The sequence below is a fragment of the Amycolatopsis alkalitolerans genome, from assembly GCF_006152065.1.
Taxonomy (GTDB): Bacteria; Actinomycetota; Actinomycetes; order Mycobacteriales; family Pseudonocardiaceae; genus Amycolatopsis_E; species Amycolatopsis_E alkalitolerans.
Window position 1 is genome coordinate 109,006 of sequence record NZ_VDFW01000021.1, and the last position, 15,368, is coordinate 124,373.

A 15,368-nucleotide genomic window follows, 5' to 3' on the forward strand; every position below is an offset into this window, starting at 1 on the left:
TAGAGGCTGCCGGCCGCCTACCTCCAGAATTGCACCGGGAAGTCAGGCCACCAGCCAGGTCATCCGGTTGCCGAACCGCGACGTCTGTGCCAGAGCCTTCGCCTCGGGGTCACCCTCCCGCCAGGAGACCAGGCCCAGCGTGCACTGGCCGGTGCCGTCGAAGAAGTTCAGGTCCGGGCGGCCCGGCAGCACATGCGACAGCGCGGCCTCGTACGGCTCGTCGCTGGCCCACCACAGCGGACGGCCGGCGGCGAGTTTCGCCAGCCCCTCGACGAACGCCGCGCGCCGCTCCTGCTCCAGGTGCGCCAGCGTGCGGCTGGTCAGGACCACGAGCGGCAGGTCGCCGGTGCGCGCGGCCGCGGCCGCGAGGTCGTCCACCGCGTCGCCTTCGACCAGCTCCGGGGTGCCCTTGCGCTGCGCCGCGGCGGCCGCGCGCAGCAGGCGGATCCGGTCGAGCTGATCGGCCCACACACAGGCCTCCAGCCACGCCAGCTCGTCCTCATCGGACACGTCGAGCGGGGCGCGGTCGAGACCGACCTTCGCGCCCGCGGTGACCTTCTTGGGCAGCTTCGGCAGCACCGCGCCCGGCCCGAGGTCGAGCGCGCAGTGCAGGCCGACCGCGGCCTTCGCGGGCCCCGCGAGCAACTGCTCGCCACCGTCGCACTGGTACCGGTAGCCGAACTTGTCCAGACCGAGCAGCAGGCCCGCGCTGCAGCCGATTTCCAGCAGGGCCACCTTGCCCTTGGCCTGCTTCGCGGCCATCGCCACCGCGGGGTACAGACCGGCGGCGCGGCTGACCTCGTTGGTCTCGATATGCCGCGCGGCCACGAGCGCGCGCACCTTGTCCGCGCGCTCGAGTACGAACTCCCGGAAGGTCGGCCAGGTCGCGCCGTCGACCCCGTCGAAGCCGCCGAGCGACGGGTAGTAACGGGAAAGGGGGTGGATGGGATCGGCCTGGACGAGCCGGTGCGCGGCGGCCAGCAGCAGTTCGGGGGCACCGCCGGACGCCTGGGTCAGCAGGCCGGCGACTTCGCCGTCCTCGGCCGCCTTCGTGGCGAGGTGCTCGTACAGCGGCGACACCCCGGCGGCCTGTCCCGCCGCGAACTCGCGCAGCCGTTGCTTGACCTCGTCCAGTCTCACCCAAACCTCCGGTTATTCGTGTGGCACCGGGCGGGCTGGTTGCTCGCCGCCCCGGGCTTCGCCGTAGGCACGCTTCGGCACCATCACCTTGCGGCGGAAGGTGCACACGATCGTGCCGTCCTGCTTGTAGCCCCGGGTCTCGACGTACACCACGCCGCGATCGTCCTTCGACTTCGACGGCGTCTTGCCGAGCACCTCGGTCTCACCGTAGATCGTGTCACCGTGGAAGGTCGGCTTGACGTGCTTGAGCGATTCGACCTCCAGGTTCGCGATCGCCTTGCCCGACACGTCCGGTACCGACATGCCCAGCAGCAGCGAGTAGATGTAGTTGCCCACCACCACGTTCTTGCCGAAGTCGGTGGTCTCGCCCGCGTAGTGCGCGTCCAGGTGCAGCGGGTGGTGGTTCATCGTGAGTAGGCAAAACAGGTGATCGTCGTACTCGGTCACGGTCTTGCCCGGCCAGTGCTTGTACACCGCACCGACCTCGAACTCCTCGAAATACCGCCCGAACTGCACTGCCGTCTCCTTGATACCGGTAACGCCACACCGCCCGAAAACGATGCGACTGGTGGTCGAGGAGTACCCTTGACCACCGGAGGCGCCGCGTCAACGCGACCACCGGCACATTGTCCCCGGCCCGAGGAGGTGAGGAACGCACGATGAGTAGTGGCGATAGTCCGCTTCCTAGTAAATCCAGCGTTCCCCGGCCTGCCGGGTCTGGCATGACTCGCTAGCCCGCTCCCCGGGAGACGCTGGTCACGGCCGGGCGGACACCCCGCACGGCCGTCGTAGCACGCACTACGTCAGCCAGGAGTCCCCATGCCTGCCATTCCCTCCCTCGGTGGCCTGCGCGGCCGCGGGAACGGGCGCGCCCGCATCGAGCCGCCGATCCCGGTGCCGCTTTCGGCCTATGTCGTGGACTGCGCCGTGTATGTCGACGGCAAGCGGCTGCCTGGCCGCTGGAACCACGCCGACGCCGTCAAGGAGGTCCGCCGCAGGCGGGAGGGTTTCGTCTGGATCGGACTGCACGAGCCGGACGAGGAGCAGATCCAGGGCATCGCGGAGATGTACGGGCTGCACGAACTCGCCGTCGAGGACGCGGTGCAGGCGCATCAGCGGCCCAAGCTCGAGCGCTACGACGACACGCTGTTCATGGTGCTCAAGACGCTGCGGTACGTCGAGCACGAGTCGCCGACGACGGCCAACGAGATCGTCGAGACCGGTGAGCTCATGGCGTTCCTCGGCCTCGACTTCATCATCACCGTGCGCCACGGCGCGCACTCGGGGCTGGCCCGGCTGCGCCACGAGCTCGACGAGGACCCGGAGACGCTCAAGGCCGGCCCGTCGGCGGTGCTGCACGCCATCACGGACCACGTCGTCGACCACTACCTCGAGGTGACCAGCGCGATCGAGGACGACATCGAGGAGATGGAGACCCGCGTCTTCGCGCCGCGCGCGGTGATCAGCGCCGAGCAGATCTACATGATGAAGCGCGAGGTGCTGGAACTGCGGCGCGCCGTGGTGCCGCTCGCCGCGCCGGTCCGCCGGCTCTCCGAGGGTTTCACGCGGCTCATCCCCGACGACGTCCGCTCGTATTTCCGCGACGTCGACGACCACCTCATCACCGTCTCCGAGCGCATCTCGAACTTCGACGAGCTGCTGACCACGCTGGTCGACGCCACCGTCGCGAAGATCTCGCTGCAGCAGAACACCGACATGCGCAAGATCACCGCGTGGGCGGCGATCATCACCGTGCCGACCATGCTGGCCGGGATCGAGGGCATGAACTTCGAGTACATGCCCGAGCTGACCTGGCGGTTCGGCTACCCGCTCGCGCTGCTCGTGATCCTCGGCGCCTGCCTGCTCCTCTACCGAATATTCCGGAAGAACAAGTGGCTCTGACCCTGTCTTCCTGAATTTTCCAAAGGAGTCCTCCGATGTCTCGCCTGCTGACCAACCTCAAGTTCTGGGCCCTGACGTTCAGTCTGCTGTGGATCGCGGCGGTCGTGTTCTTCATCGCCGACCACCCCGAACTGGCGAGAGCGGGCCGCTGAAGCCGTTCGCGCCGTATTCTTGCGGTGTGCGCGCCCTCGTTGTCGCGGATGAGGTCGAGGAACGGCTGCGGACCTGCGGGGTCCGCACCGAGGTCGATCTCGTCCTGGGGGCGGGTGATCTTCCCTATGACTACCTCGGCGAACTCGCCGACGCGGTGGACCGGCCGTGCGTGTTCGTGCCCGGCAACCACGACCCGGATCTGACCGGGTTCACCCGCTCCGCCGGGCTGTGGGTGCGCGCCGGGTTCCCGCACGCCTGGCCGGGCCCGCCCGGCGGGATCGACGCCGACGGGCGGGTGGTCGACGTCGCGGGCTTGCGCATCGCCGGGCTGGGCGGTTCGGTCCGCTACAGCGACGGGCCGAACCAGTGGACCCAGGCCCAGCAGTCCCGCCGCGCCCGCCGGGTGGTGCGTGCCGCCGGGCGTCGCAAGCGCCGCGACGGGCGCGGGGTGGACATCCTGCTCACGCACGCCCCGCCGCGCGGGGTCGGTGATCGCGAGGATCCGCCGCACCACGGGTTCGACTGTCTTCTGTGGATGGTCGAGCGGTTGCGCCCGAAATGGTTGCTGCACGGGCATATCCACCCTTACGGCGAGCACCTGCCGGAACACCGGCTCGGCACCACGAGGGTCCGCAACGTGGTGGGCGCGCACGTGCTCGACCTCGACGAGGTGCGGGTATGAACAGGGACACCGGTTTTCCCCGGGCCGACGCCGAACACGACTTCCTGCGTGCCCGCCGCCGCCAGGTGCTCTCCCGCCTGGCGAACTGGCTGCGCCGCGAACCCGACGACGTCAACATCATGCTGCCGTTCGAGGAGGTCGTCGACGCGCTGGGCTACCAGGGCGAGCGGCGCCTCGGGCTGCGCGTGATCCGGCTCGATTCGATCGTCGGTAGCGTCGACCGCGGCCAGGACTTCGACCGCCGCTTCCGCCCGACCTCCGGCCGGGTCCGCCAGCGCTGGGAGCGGCTCGCGCTCGCCGCGCGCCGCGGCGAGTCGATCCCGCCGATCGAGGTGTACCGCGTCGGCGAACTGCATTTCATCATCGACGGGCACCACCGCGTCTCCGTCGCACTCGCGTTAGGACTGTCTACAATAGATGCATACGTGACCGAGGTGCGGACGAAACTCAAGCCCGAGGGCATCCGCTACCGCGGCGACCTGATCGTCAAGGACTACCGCCGCCTGTTCCTGGAACGGGTACCGCTGACCGGCGAGGCGCGGGCCGCGGTCGTGCTGGCCGACGCTTGGCATTACGCGATGCTCGGCGAGCACGTCGAGGCCTGGGGATTCCGGCTCATGCAGGACGAGGGCACGTTCCTCGACCGCGCGACCGTGGCGAGCCGCTGGTACCGCGACGAGTACGAGCCGGTGGTGGCGATGCTGCGGCAGGCGGACCTCGTCGGCACCCGCACGGAGGCCGAGGCCTACATGTGGGTCGCGGGCGAGCGCTACCGCCTGATCCGCACCCACCGCTGGGACGACGAGGTCATCGAGACCTTGCGCACCCAGCGGTGAGTACCCGGATCTGTCACATGTGGACGGCGGCGGGCTCACCCGCCTGCTGCTGCGGCACACCCGGTTTGATCAGCAGATAGCAGATGATCGCGCCGAGCACGAAGATCCCGCCTGCCCAGGTGAACGCCGTGGTGTAGCTGTGGATCGCCGCCTCGGCCAGCAACTGCGGGTTCATCGCCTTGCCCGCGGTGAACGAGGACAGCGCGTTCGCGGCGATCGAGCTGAGCAGCGCGGTGCCGATCGAGCCACCGACCTGCTGCGCGGTGTTCACCGTGGCGGACGCGACACCCGCGTCGTGCCGGTCGACCCCGGCGGTGGCGACGTTCATCGACGGCGCCATCGACAGGCCGATGCCAAGCCCGATCACGATCAGCGGGAGCAGTACGCCGCCGGCGTAGGTGCTGCTCGTGTCGATCGCGCTGAGCCAGAACATCCCGCCGCCCGCGATCAGCATGCCCAGCCCGACCAGCGGCTTTGGCCCGAACCGCGGCAGCAACACCGCGGTCGCGGTCGTGGCGGTGAGCATCAACCCGGCCACCATCGGCAGGAACGCGATCCCGGAGGTGACCGGCGAGAAGCCGAGGTTCTGCTGCAGGTAGTAGGTCAGGAACAGGAAGATCCCGAACATCCCGATACCGAGCATGAACACCGCGAGGTACGCGCCGCCGCGGTTGCGGTCGAGCACGACACGCAGCGGCAGCAACGGGTGCGCCGTACGGTTCTGCAGCACGACGAACACGGCGAGCAGCACGACGCCCGCGACCAGGAAACCCCACACCAGGGGCGAGGACCAGGCGTGGGTCTCGGCGTTGGAGAAGCCGTAGACCAGCGCGAAGAGTCCGGCCGACGAGGCAGCCGTGCCCGGAATGTCGAGCTTGGGCCGGTGCTCTGAGCGACGGTGCACCAGCAGCGTCAGGCCGCCGATGAGCGCGACGACGGCGAAGACGATGTTGACGTACATGCACCAGCGCCAGTTCAGGTACTCGGTGAGCACGCCCCCGAGCAGCAGGCCGACCGCGGCACCCCCGCCGGCGATCGCCCCGAAGATGCCGAACGCCCGGCCGCGTTCCTTGACGTCGGTGAACGTCGTGGTCAGCAGCGAAAGCGCGGCCGGCGCGAGCAGCGCGCCGAAGAGCCCCTGTGCCGCGCGGGCGATGACGAGCATCTCGAACCCGTTGGCCGCGCCACCGATCGCGGACGCGACCGCGAACCCGGTGAGCCCGATCAGCAGGGCGTACTTCCGGCCGAACAGGTCGGCCACGCGACCGCCGAGCAGCAGCAGGCTGCCGAAGGCGAGCGCGTAGGCGGTGACCACCCACTGCCTGGCGTCGCTGGAGAAACCGAGCGCATGCTGGGCACTGGGCAGCGCGATGTTCACGACGGTCGCGTCGAGCACGACCATCAGCTGCGCCAGGCTGATGACCACCAGGATCAGCCAGCGGCGCGAGTGGTGCGGATCTTCCGTGGTTCTGCCGCCGGCTCTGGGCTCGACGGCGACCGTGGACGAGTCAGGCATACTGGTCCTCGCAGACTATGTGGAGTGGAGACCTCCCCTTTCACGATCCACCGTACACGAAGTGGAGGAGGAACCTCGACTTCCTGCTAGGATGGGAATCATGACGCGGGACACATCGCGGACCGCAACGAAGCGGCCGCTCAGGCGCGACGCCGAACGCAACCGTCAGCGCATCATCGCCAGCGCCCGCGAGGTCTTCCGTGAACGTGGCATGGAGACGACGCTCGACGACGTCGCTCATCACGCGGGACTGGGTGTGGGCACCGTCTACCGGCGTTTCCCGAACAAGGAGCACCTGGTCGACGCCATGTTCGCAGACCGGCTCGAGGAGATCGGCCACCTGATCACCGAGTCGCTGGACGACGATGATCCGTGGCAAGGCCTGCAGAAGTTCCTGTGGGACTCGGTCTCGCTCATCGCGGAGGACCGCGGTCTGCACGACGTGATGCTCAGCACGGCGTTCGGGCAGGACAAGGTCGCGATCGCGCGGGACAAGGTGATCCCGCTGGCCCAGGAACTGATCAACCGGGCGAAGGAGACCGGGAAGCTCCGGGCGGACTTCGAACCCGAAGACCTGCCGATCCTGTTCAAGATGATCGGCGCGGTGGCCGAGTACACCCATGCCGTCGCCCCGCACCAATGGCGGCGCTACGCGGCACTGCTGTTCGACAGCCTGCGCGCCGACGCGGCGACCCCGTTGCCCATGCCGGCACTCGGCACGCTCGACATCCAGGACGTCATGGCGCACTGGTGCCGCTGATGTGACCCAGTTCACACAAGGTCCCTGTCGATCCGCGCCCCCGATGGTCGTCCTTACCGGGCAGGCTGAGCGAAGAGAAGGGATTCCGCCATGCAATACCTGGCCATGATCTACGTCGACGAGACCGCACCGGCCGACTACAGCAAGACCAGCCCCGAGTACGAGGAGTACAACCGCCAGCTGAGCGACGCCGGGGTGCGCAAGGGAGGCGTCCGGCTCGGGCACTCCTCCACCGCGACCACCGTTCGCGTGCGCGACGGCGAGGAACTGTTCACCGACGGCCCGTTCGCCGAGGCACGCGAACAGCTCGGCGGCTACTTCCTGTTCGAGTGCGAGAACCTCGACGAGGCGCTGAAATGGGCCGCCCAGTGCCCCGGCGCCCAGCACGGGGCGGTCGAGGTGCGGCCGCTCGCCTACTGAGCGATGAGCACCGACCCGCTCGCGGCCGTGTTCCGCGCGGAGCACGGCCGCGTGCTGGCGCGGCTGATCAGCCTCCTCGGCGATTTCGACCTCGCCGAGGAGGCGCTCGCCGACGCCTACGCGATCGCCGCCGCGAAATGGTGTGAAGGCGGGGTGCCCGAGCATCCCGCCGCGTGGCTGCTGACCACCGCCCGCAACCGTGCGATCGACCGGATCCGCAGCGCGCGCAGACTTGGCGCACGACTCGCGGACCTCGCGGAGGAACCGGCGGTGCCACCGGCCGCGGGGCCCGTCCTCGACGACCGGCTGCGCCTGTTCTTTACCTGCTGCCACCCCTCGCTCGGGCGGCAGGCGCAGGTCGCGCTGATCCTGCGCTGCCTCGGCGGACTGTCCACGGTGGAGGTCGCGAGACTGTTCCTGGTCGGCGAATCGACCGTGCAGCAACGGATAGTGCGGGCGAAGCGGAAGATCCGCGAAGCCGGGATCCCGTTCCGGGCGCCGGAGCACGAGGAGCTGGCGCACCGGCTGCCCGCCGTGCTCGCGGTGATCTACCTGCTGTTCACCGAGGGCTACGCCGCGACCTCCGGGCCGGAGCTGATCAAGGCTTCGTTGTGCGACGAAGCGATCCGGCTGGCGCGCGTGCTGCACGAACTGCTCCCCGAGCCGGCGGTCGCCGGGTTGCTCGCGTTGCTGCTGCTCACCGACGCCCGGCGGGCCGCCCGGGTGGATCAGGCCGGCCGGCTCGTCCCGCTGGAGGAGCAGGACCGCGAGCGGTGGGACCGTGCTCAGCTCGACGAGGGGCGGCGCCTCGTGATCGGCAGCGCGGGACCGTATGCGGTCCAGGCGGCGATCGCCGCCGTGCACGCCGACGCGCGGACCCCGGAGGAAACCGACTGGCCGCAGATCGTGCGGCTGTACGGGAAGCTGGCCCCTTCGCCGATGGTCGAACTGAACCGGGCGATCGCGGTCGCGATGGCGTCGGGCCCCGAGGCGGGCCTGCGGCTGCTCGACCACATCCGGCTCGACTCGCACCTGCTGCCGGCCGCACGCGCCGACCTGCTGCGCCGCGCGGGCCGCGCGACGGAAGCCGCCGCCGCGTACGAGGAAGCGCTCGGCCTGGCCGGGAATCAGGTCGAGCGGGAGTACCTGGCGCGGCGGCTGGGCGAGCTGACGAGCTGACGCCGGTGCACCGTGAGCACGGCGATTCCGCTCACCGCGGCGGCACCGCAGGCAACCAGCGCGACCGCCGTCACCAGGCTGGTCGCGGATGCCTCGTCCAGGACCGTCATCCCGAGGACGGTCGCGACCAGGGGGTTCACCGTCGTACCGCATCCCACCACGACGTCGGGCGGCCCGCTGGCGTAGGCGAGCTGGACGAACCAGGCCGCGAGCGGGAACGCCACCAGCGCGCCGGCGAGCGCGAGCCACGGCAGCTCGGCGAACCCCAGCGTCCGGACCGTGAACGCGACATCGCGGATCAGCACGGACGACAGCGCGTACGCCGCCCCAGCCCCGGCGGACAGCGCGACGCAGCGAACCAGACCACGGCTGAACGCGGCGGCAGTGCCCAGCACCGCCACGGTCACCGCGACGATCTGCGTCGCCTGCAGGACGTCCGAGGGCGGCAGGCGCGGGTTCGCCACGGCGCCGCTCGACAACGCGACGAACACGCCGACGGCCGCGGACACCGCTCCGACCGCCAGCAGGCTCCTCCGGTCCAGAGTGGACGGACCCAGCAGCACGACCACCGGCAGCGCGAGCACCACGAGCGGCGCTACGACGATCACCGGTGCGAAGGTCAGCGCGATGATCTGCAGAGCCGTCCCGGCCGACAGCACCGCGAGGCCGGCGAGCCAGCCCCGGTTGCGGCCGAGCCGCGCGAGCGTGCGCAGGCGAAGCTCGTCCTGGCCGGTTTCCGCGCGGACGCCGCCGTGCTGCAGGCGGGCACCCACGCCACTGGCGATCGCCGCGCACAGGGCACAGGCGACCGCCAACGCGATCATGCCCGTTCTCCCCACGCGGCGTGCATGGTGTCAGCATGCCCGAGCCCCGCTGAGAACGGCTTCAGGCCGGTAGCAGGCTGAACCCTTCCCCCACCGCCGCCGCGCGCAACGCCTTGTCCATCGCGGCGAACGTGCGGCAGTCGCGGTCGGCCGATGCGGCGAGCTGCGCGCAGGCAAGCTGGGTGGCGTCGTAGCCGCGCAGGCCGTGCACCCGCGTGAGCCGCGCAGCGGCCTCCAGCACGAGATCCGTCAGCGGGATTACGGCGAACCTGCTCGGCTCTTCGAACGTGCCGTAGAAGTCGGCCTCGAACTCGGCTTCGAGCAGGCTCACCTGCTTCGGCGTCAACTCCCCCAGCCGGTACTTCCGCCACAGCGCGGCGGGCACCTCGACGCGGGCGATCTGGGAGATCACCAGCGCGGGCAGCTCGCGGATGTGCTCATGCCCCGGCTCGTCGGCGTAGATCTTGACGAGGGCGGACGAATCCGCGAACGTGCTCACTCTCGCTCGTCACCGACCAGGGACGAGACCGGCGTGCCCCGGCCGGCGGCCGCGCGGGCGGCGGCCACCTCCGCGGGATCCGGACGGGCCCGCGGGGCCTTGCTCTCCCAGAGCAGGCCCGCGCGCTGCAGGCGCTCCCGCACGCGGGCCGCTTCGTCCCCGGCCAGGTCCGGGTTGGTGGCGGCGTCGAGGACTTGGGTCAGGTATTCGTTCATGCTTTTCCCCTGCTGTTTGGCGGCGAGCTGGACACGCCGCACCAGCTCCTCCCCGGCACGCCACGTGACCTGACTCATGACGTCATGCTAGCAGGCATGAAGGCATCAGGTCTCTTCGTAGGTGAGGTTCGCCCCCGACGACGGGTCGAACAGCTGGAGCTTCGTGGTGTCGAACCACACCTCGGCCTGGCCACCTTCGACGATCGACGACTCGGCCGACAGCCGCGCGACGATCTGCGCTCCCCCGCCGGGCACGTCGTCGGAGCCGGTGTCCGCGGCCAGTTCCTCCAGCTCGGTCGTGCTCGCCAGCTCACCCTCGATCGTGAAGTAGGCGTACTTTTCCGAGCCCATCGACTCCAGCACGTCGACGTGCGCGCTGAAGGTGACGCCCTTGCTCCGGACCTCCTCGTCGACCAGCGTCGCGTCCTCGAAGTGCTCCGGCCGCACACCCGCGATCACCTCGCGCGGCGCGTTCGCGGCCTCGGCCAGGCGGCGCACCTTGTCCGGCAGCGCGAACGAGCCGAGCGGGCTCTTGAGCCGGCCTTCCTCCAGCGTCGCCGGCAGGAAGTTCATCGACGGCGAGCCGATGAACCCGGCCACGAACAGGTTCGCCGGATGGTCGTAGAGGAACTGCGGGCTGCCGATCTGCTGGACGTACCCGGCGCGCAGCACCACGACCCGGTCACCCAGCGTCATGGCCTCGGTCTGGTCGTGGGTCACGTACAGCGTGGTCGTGCCAAGCTGCCTCTGCAGCTTCGACACCGATGTGCGCATCTGGCCACGCAGTTTGGCATCCAGGTTGGACAGTGGCTCGTCCATCAGGAACGCCTTGGGGCTGCGCACGATCGCCCGCCCCATCGCGACCCGCTGCCGCTGCCCGCCGGAGAGGTTCGCCGGCTTGCGGTCCAGATGCTGGGTCAGGTCCAGGATGCGGGCCGCCTCCTCGACCTTCGCCCGCACCGTCGTGTCGTCCACTTTGGCCAGTCGCAGCGGGAAGGCCATGTTCTCGCGGACGCTCATATGCGGGTACAGCGCGTAGGACTGGAACACCATCGCGATGTCCCGGTCCTTCGGCGCCTTCTCGTTCATCCGCCGCCCGTCGATGCGCAGCTCACCCGTGGAGATGTCCTCCAGGCCCGCCACCATGTTCAGTGTCGTCGACTTCCCGCAGCCGGACGGGCCGACCAGGATGATGAACTCCCCGTCCGCGACGGTGAGGTCCACATCGGACACCGCCAGCGCACCGTCCGGGTAGCGCTTGCTCACCTTGTCCAGAACGATTTCAGCCATGTCTACCCCTTCACGGCACCGGAGGTCAGCCCCGCGACGATACGGCGCTGGAAGAACAACACGAACAGGATGATCGGCACGGTGATCACGACGGCGGCCGCCGCGATCGTGCCCGTCGGGTCCTCGAACTGCGAGGCACCGGTGAAGAACGACAGCGCCGCCGGCACGGTGCGTGACGCGTTCGTCGAGGTCAGCGAGATGGCGAACAGGAAGTCGTTCCAGCAGAAGATGAACACCAGGATCGCCGTGGTGAACACGCCGGGCGCGGCCAGCGGCGCGATGACCCGGCGGAACGCCTGTGCCGGCGTCGCCCCGTCCATCTTCGCCGCCTTCTCCAGCTCCCACGGGATTTCCCGGAAGAACGCCGAGAGCGTGTAGATCGCCAGCGGCAGCGCGAAGGTGATGTACGGGATGATCAGGCCGAGCCAGGTGTCGAACAGCCCCAGCGTCCGCTCGATGTTGAACAGCGGGGTCACCAGCGAGACCTGCGGGAACATCGCGATCAGCAACGAGATGCCGATCAGGGCCCGCTTCCCGGGGAAGTCGAGCCTGGCGATCGCGTACGCCGCCATCGTGCCGAACACGACCGCGATCAGCGTCGCGATCAGCGCGATGCCGATCGAGTTGATCAGCGCGCGGACGAAGTCGCTGGTCTGGAAGATGTCCGCGTAGTTCTGGAAGGTCCACGCGCGCGGGACGAACTTGCCGTCGTCGATCGTGTCCTTCGTCTTGAACGACAGGGAAAGGATCCACAGCACCGGCACCAGTGCGTACACCACGACCACGATGTCGACCAGTGTCCAGCGTGTCTTGCGGCCGGTGGTGACCGCGCCCTGCATCACCATCAGCGCTTACCTCCCGAGTCCGAGCCCGGCGCCGCGGTGCCGAACAGCTTGATGAAGATGAACGCGATGATCGCGACGGTTATGAAGATCAGCACCGCCATCGTCGAGCCGATGCCGAGGTTCAGACCTTTGATGAGGTTGTTGTAGGTCTGCATGGACACCGACGCCGTGTCGTTGGCACCGGTGGTGAGCACGAAGATGTTGTCGAAGATCCGGAACGCGTCGAGCGTGCGGAACAGCAGCGCCACCAGGATCGCCGGTTTCATCACCGGCACCATCACCTTGATGAACCGCTGCCACGCGTTCGCCCCGTCCATCGCCGCGGCCTTGAGCAGGTCGTCCGGCACGAGCGCGAGCCCGGCCATCAGCAGCAGTGCCATGAACGGCGTCGTCTTCCACACCTCGGCGAGCACGATGATCGCGAGCGAGGGCAGGTACTGCGTCAGCGGTGCCGCGCCGGGTGCGATCAGGTTCGCGAGATAGCCGGTGTCGGGCGTCCACGCGTAGTACCACGAGAACGCCGCCACCACGGTGACGATCCCGTACGGGATGAGCGAGACCGTGCGCACCAGGCCACGGCCGACGATCGTGCGGTGCATGATCAGCGCGAGCAGCATGCCCAGCACCAGCTCGATGACCACGGACACGACGGTGATCACCAGCGTCGTGGCGAACGCGGTCCACCAGTACGAATTGGACAGTACGGCCGCGTAGTTGGCGAAGCCGATGAACTCCCGGTCCGCGGGGAACCTCAGGTCGTAACGCTGCAGGGAGAGCCAGATCGAGTAGCCGATCGGGTAGGCGGTGACGAGCAGCATCACGATGGCCGCCGGCGCGCACAGCAGCAGCCCGAGCCGCCGCTCCGCCTTCTTGCCCTCGCTCAGTACCGGCTTGCCCTTCCGGCCCGCTCTCTGTGCCACCACCGGGGTTTCACTGACGGCGGAGCTCACGGGATCACCCCTTTCGACTGGAGCGCGTCGGAGAGCTGCTTGCGCAACTCATCCGCAGTCCTTTGTGGATCGATCTGCGACGGTGGGGAGAGCACCTTCGACATCACCGTCGAAAGGCTCTGGTACGCCGGGGTGAGCGGCCGGACCGCGGCGGTCTTGAGCGCGGCCAGGATCGCGTCCCGCATCGGGTACGCGGTCTGCATGCTCGGGTTGTTGTCGGCGTTCACCGGTTTGCTCGGGTCGAGCGGCGTGTTGTCGGTGTAGAGCGCCTCGTCGACGGGCGGCACGCCGTCGTTGAGGGCGGCGAACTTCTGGCTTTCCTGGCTGCGCAGGCACAGCGTCGCCTGGAACGCCTCGGCCTTGTGCTTGGAGTATGAGCTGACCGCGAGGTCGATCCCGCCGATCGTGGTGCGGGCCGGGGTGCCGGGGACGACCTGCGGATAGGTGGCCCATTTGAAATGCGAAAGGTTCGCCGCGTCGTCTTCGGCGTAGGAGGCGTAGACGAACGGCCAGTTCAGCTCGAACGCGCCGTTGCCACGCTGGAAAGCCTGCCGGACCTCGTCCTCCTTCTGGTTCGTCAGCGACGGGTCGGTGATCCCGGCGGTGGTGACCTTCTTGAGCAGTTCGAGGCCCTTGATCGCACCGGCGTCCATGACCACGGATTTCCCGTCGTTCGACAGGATGTGGCCGCCCGCGGACTCGACGAGGGTGTTGTAGACCACTACCAGACCCTCGTACTGGGCTCCGGTGAACAGGATGTTGTGCGGTTTGCCCTGCGCCTTGAGCGCCTCCGCCTGGGCGATCATGTCGTCCCAGGTCGTCGGCGGGTTCGGGGTGATGCGGTCGTCATACCACAGCAGCTGCACATTGGTGTGTTTCGGCGCGGCGTACAGCTTCCCGTTCCAGACGGCGGTTTCGAGCGGGCCGGGCAGCACACCCTGCTGCGCCTCGGCCTTGTTCTGGCCGGTCCACTCGTCGATCCAGCCCGCCTCGGCGAACTCGGGCACCCATGTGACGTCGAGGCCGAGAATGTCAAGGCTGGAGTCGCCCGCGGCGAGCCTGCGCACGAGTTGCTCACGCTGCCCGTCTGCCGTGCGCGGCAGCTTGTTGTAAACGATGTGGTAACGACCGCCGGCCTGCTGGTTGCATTTGTCGACGGTCGTCTGGAAATGATCCTCGGGATACATGTAGATGGTGACGGTGTTGCCGCCACCGGAACCGCACGCGGTCAGCAGGCTCGCGGTGACCACACCGGCCGCGAGCGCAGCTGTGACCCGGCGCCGTGACCGGGTCCTCCCCTTACCCATCCGGCCTCCTTAACCGACGGCGCACGCCGGTGGGGGACCCCGCACAACGACGTGCCTGTGGATCGGAAGGCAATCAACTTATGCCGGACCGTGATCGGCCGCAAGCCGGTTCGGTAACGATTCAGCCGGTTGACCCGGACGGACGCATGGCCAGCTTCGCGAGCAGATCGCGGCCTTGTTCGGCGTTGCGCGGCTGGCACAGCACGTCGTACCGGCCGGCGACGAGCTGGCTCGCGGAGGAGAAGTCGCGCCTGCCGCGCGTGGAGGCGTAGCTGATACCCGCGAACACGACGCCGAAGAGCATGCCGGACACCAGGCCGACGAGGATCGGCGGATAGTTGATGCCGGAACCGCCGCCGCTGAACAGGCTGAGCAGGATGCCGACGAACAGACCGAACCACGCGCCGGAGACGGCACCCGTACCGAGCACGCGACCCCACGACAGGCGACCGATCACGCGCTCCACGAGCATCAGGTCGACGCCGACGATGGTCACGTCCTCGACCGCGAAATCGCTGTCCGCGAGATGCTCGACCGCGCGTTGCGCCTCGGCGTAGGTCGAGTACGAGCCGATGGGCCAGCCGCTGGGCGGCGTCGGCATCCGGGGCAGCCCTTGCGCGGGACGTCCTGACGAGGAAAACGGGCCGGTCACGGTCATCACCTGTACTGAGAGTTCGAGCGGGGTTCCATCCTGCCAACACCCAGGAAACCACGCGAACCCGGCATCCGGTGCGCCGTGACCGCCCCGTTGTCCCGCACTCAGCTCCGCGCGCGGTACTCGCGGAGGAGACCGCGGCTGATGATGGTCTTCTGGATCTCGCTGGTGCCTTCGCCGATGAGCAGGAACGGG

The 15,368-nt window shown here is 68.8% G+C and carries 18 protein-coding genes; 6 read left to right on the forward strand and 12 right to left on the reverse strand.

The window, feature by feature from the left end:
• Nucleotides 1–42 precede the first annotated feature (42 nt).
• A complete protein-coding gene (locus FG385_RS22745) occupies nucleotides 43–1,140 on the reverse strand; it encodes a DUF2332 domain-containing protein (RefSeq protein WP_139098789.1) in 1,098 nt (365 codons plus the stop codon).
• Nucleotides 1,141–1,152: 12 nt separating this feature from the next.
• A complete protein-coding gene (locus tag FG385_RS22750) occupies nucleotides 1,153–1,656 on the reverse strand; it encodes a MaoC family dehydratase (RefSeq protein ID WP_139098790.1) in 504 nt (167 codons plus the stop codon).
• Between the two features lie 303 nt (nucleotides 1,657–1,959).
• Between FG385_RS22750 and FG385_RS22755 the strand changes: the two genes are divergently transcribed.
• The 3 genes from FG385_RS22755 (at nucleotide 1,960) to FG385_RS22765 (ending at nucleotide 4,713) form a co-directional block, all read left to right on the forward strand.
• The gene (locus tag FG385_RS22755) at nucleotides 1,960–3,042 is read left to right on the forward strand and encodes a magnesium and cobalt transport protein CorA (RefSeq protein WP_139098791.1); all 1,083 of its coding nucleotides are present in this window, start codon (nucleotides 1,960–1,962) and stop codon (nucleotides 3,040–3,042) included.
• A 178-nt stretch (nucleotides 3,043–3,220) separates the two neighbouring features.
• Nucleotides 3,221–3,877: a metallophosphoesterase family protein gene (locus FG385_RS22760; RefSeq protein WP_139098792.1), complete on the forward strand. Its 657-nt coding sequence runs from the start codon at nucleotides 3,221–3,223 to the stop codon at nucleotides 3,875–3,877.
• Entirely contained in the window at nucleotides 3,874–4,713 is an 840-nt protein-coding gene (locus tag FG385_RS22765) for a ParB N-terminal domain-containing protein (protein WP_139098793.1), read from the forward strand. Before FG385_RS22760 ends, FG385_RS22765 begins: the two co-directional genes overlap by 4 nt.
• Nucleotides 4,714–4,726: 13 nt before the next feature.
• On the opposite strand, the gene FG385_RS22770 is transcribed toward FG385_RS22765, so the two are convergent.
• On the reverse strand, nucleotides 4,727–6,229 hold the full coding sequence (locus FG385_RS22770; protein WP_139098794.1) for an MFS transporter: 1,503 nt from the start codon (nucleotides 6,227–6,229) through the stop codon (nucleotides 4,727–4,729).
• A gap of 100 nt (nucleotides 6,230–6,329) precedes the next feature.
• Between FG385_RS22770 and FG385_RS22775 the strand changes: the two genes are divergently transcribed.
• The 3 genes from FG385_RS22775 to FG385_RS22785 all read left to right on the forward strand — a co-directional run bounded on the left by FG385_RS22775 (nucleotide 6,330) and on the right by FG385_RS22785 (nucleotide 8,588).
• Nucleotides 6,330–6,989 (forward strand): TetR/AcrR family transcriptional regulator, encoded by a 660-nt coding sequence (locus FG385_RS22775; RefSeq protein WP_235022733.1) that lies wholly within the window; start codon nucleotides 6,330–6,332, stop codon nucleotides 6,987–6,989.
• 90 nt (nucleotides 6,990–7,079) lie between these two features.
• Entirely contained in the window at nucleotides 7,080–7,409 is a 330-nt protein-coding gene (locus tag FG385_RS22780; RefSeq protein WP_139098796.1) for a YciI family protein, read from the forward strand.
• Between the two features lie 3 nt (nucleotides 7,410–7,412).
• Nucleotides 7,413–8,588, forward strand: a complete 1,176-nt coding sequence (locus tag FG385_RS22785; RefSeq protein WP_139098797.1) for an RNA polymerase sigma factor — start codon at nucleotides 7,413–7,415, stop codon at nucleotides 8,586–8,588.
• Here the strand turns inward: FG385_RS22785 and FG385_RS22790 are convergent.
• The 9 genes from FG385_RS22790 to FG385_RS34995 all read right to left on the reverse strand — a co-directional run.
• Nucleotides 8,537–9,412 (reverse strand): hypothetical protein, encoded by an 876-nt coding sequence (locus FG385_RS22790; RefSeq protein ID WP_139098798.1) that lies wholly within the window; start codon nucleotides 9,410–9,412, stop codon nucleotides 8,537–8,539. The genes FG385_RS22785 and FG385_RS22790 overlap by 52 nt on opposite strands.
• 61 nt (nucleotides 9,413–9,473) lie before the next feature.
• A complete protein-coding gene (locus FG385_RS22795; protein WP_139098799.1) occupies nucleotides 9,474–9,911 on the reverse strand; it encodes a type II toxin-antitoxin system VapC family toxin in 438 nt (145 codons plus the stop codon).
• Complete coding sequence (locus tag FG385_RS22800) at nucleotides 9,908–10,204, reverse strand: toxin-antitoxin system HicB family antitoxin (RefSeq protein WP_139098800.1); 297 nt, start codon at nucleotides 10,202–10,204, stop codon at nucleotides 9,908–9,910. Before FG385_RS22800 ends, FG385_RS22795 begins: the two co-directional genes overlap by 4 nt.
• A gap of 27 nt (nucleotides 10,205–10,231) precedes the next feature.
• A complete protein-coding gene (locus FG385_RS22805) occupies nucleotides 10,232–11,416 on the reverse strand; it encodes an ABC transporter ATP-binding protein (RefSeq protein WP_139098801.1) in 1,185 nt (394 codons plus the stop codon).
• 2 nt (nucleotides 11,417–11,418) lie between these two features.
• Complete coding sequence (locus FG385_RS22810; RefSeq protein ID WP_139098822.1) at nucleotides 11,419–12,258, reverse strand: carbohydrate ABC transporter permease; 840 nt, start codon at nucleotides 12,256–12,258, stop codon at nucleotides 11,419–11,421.
• Nucleotides 12,259–12,260: 2 nt separating this feature from the next.
• Entirely contained in the window at nucleotides 12,261–13,211 is a 951-nt protein-coding gene (locus FG385_RS22815; RefSeq protein WP_139098802.1) for a carbohydrate ABC transporter permease, read from the reverse strand.
• Nucleotides 13,208–14,518 carry an ABC transporter substrate-binding protein gene (locus tag FG385_RS22820; RefSeq protein ID WP_139098803.1) on the reverse strand — a complete coding sequence of 437 codons (1,311 nt, stop codon included), beginning with the start codon at nucleotides 14,516–14,518 and terminating at the stop codon, nucleotides 13,208–13,210. Before FG385_RS22820 ends, FG385_RS22815 begins: the two co-directional genes overlap by 4 nt.
• Nucleotides 14,519–14,639: 121 nt before the next feature.
• A complete protein-coding gene (locus tag FG385_RS22825; RefSeq protein ID WP_139098804.1) occupies nucleotides 14,640–15,176 on the reverse strand; it encodes a general stress protein in 537 nt (178 codons plus the stop codon).
• Between the two features lie 101 nt (nucleotides 15,177–15,277).
• Nucleotides 15,278–15,368 (reverse strand): acyl-CoA/acyl-ACP dehydrogenase (locus FG385_RS34995; protein ID WP_139098805.1); only part of this gene is annotated, 91 nt, incomplete at its 5' end.

Bases quoted from the DNA above. Each gene is read 5' to 3' on its own strand.
- FG385_RS22755 (WP_139098791.1), top strand. From the start codon at position 1,960: ATGCCTGCCATTCCCTCCCTCGGTGGCCTGCGCGGCCGCGGGAACGGG.
- FG385_RS22765 (WP_139098793.1), top strand. From the start codon at position 3,874: ATGAACAGGGACACCGGTTTTCCCCGGGCCGACGCCGAACACGACTTC.
- FG385_RS22770 (WP_139098794.1), bottom strand. From the start codon at position 6,229: ATGCCTGACTCGTCCACGGTCGCCGTCGAGCCCAGAGCCGGCGGCAGA.
- FG385_RS22775 (WP_235022733.1), top strand. From the start codon at position 6,330: ATGACGCGGGACACATCGCGGACCGCAACGAAGCGGCCGCTCAGGCGC.
- FG385_RS22780 (WP_139098796.1), top strand. From the start codon at position 7,080: ATGCAATACCTGGCCATGATCTACGTCGACGAGACCGCACCGGCCGAC.
- FG385_RS22785 (WP_139098797.1), top strand. From the start codon at position 7,413: ATGAGCACCGACCCGCTCGCGGCCGTGTTCCGCGCGGAGCACGGCCGC.
- FG385_RS22790 (WP_139098798.1), bottom strand. From the start codon at position 9,412: ATGATCGCGTTGGCGGTCGCCTGTGCCCTGTGCGCGGCGATCGCCAGT.
- FG385_RS22800 (WP_139098800.1), bottom strand. From the start codon at position 10,204: ATGAGTCAGGTCACGTGGCGTGCCGGGGAGGAGCTGGTGCGGCGTGTC.
- FG385_RS22805 (WP_139098801.1), bottom strand. From the start codon at position 11,416: ATGGCTGAAATCGTTCTGGACAAGGTGAGCAAGCGCTACCCGGACGGT.
- FG385_RS22820 (WP_139098803.1), bottom strand. From the start codon at position 14,518: ATGGGTAAGGGGAGGACCCGGTCACGGCGCCGGGTCACAGCTGCGCTC.
- FG385_RS22825 (WP_139098804.1), bottom strand. From the start codon at position 15,176: ATGACCGTGACCGGCCCGTTTTCCTCGTCAGGACGTCCCGCGCAAGGG.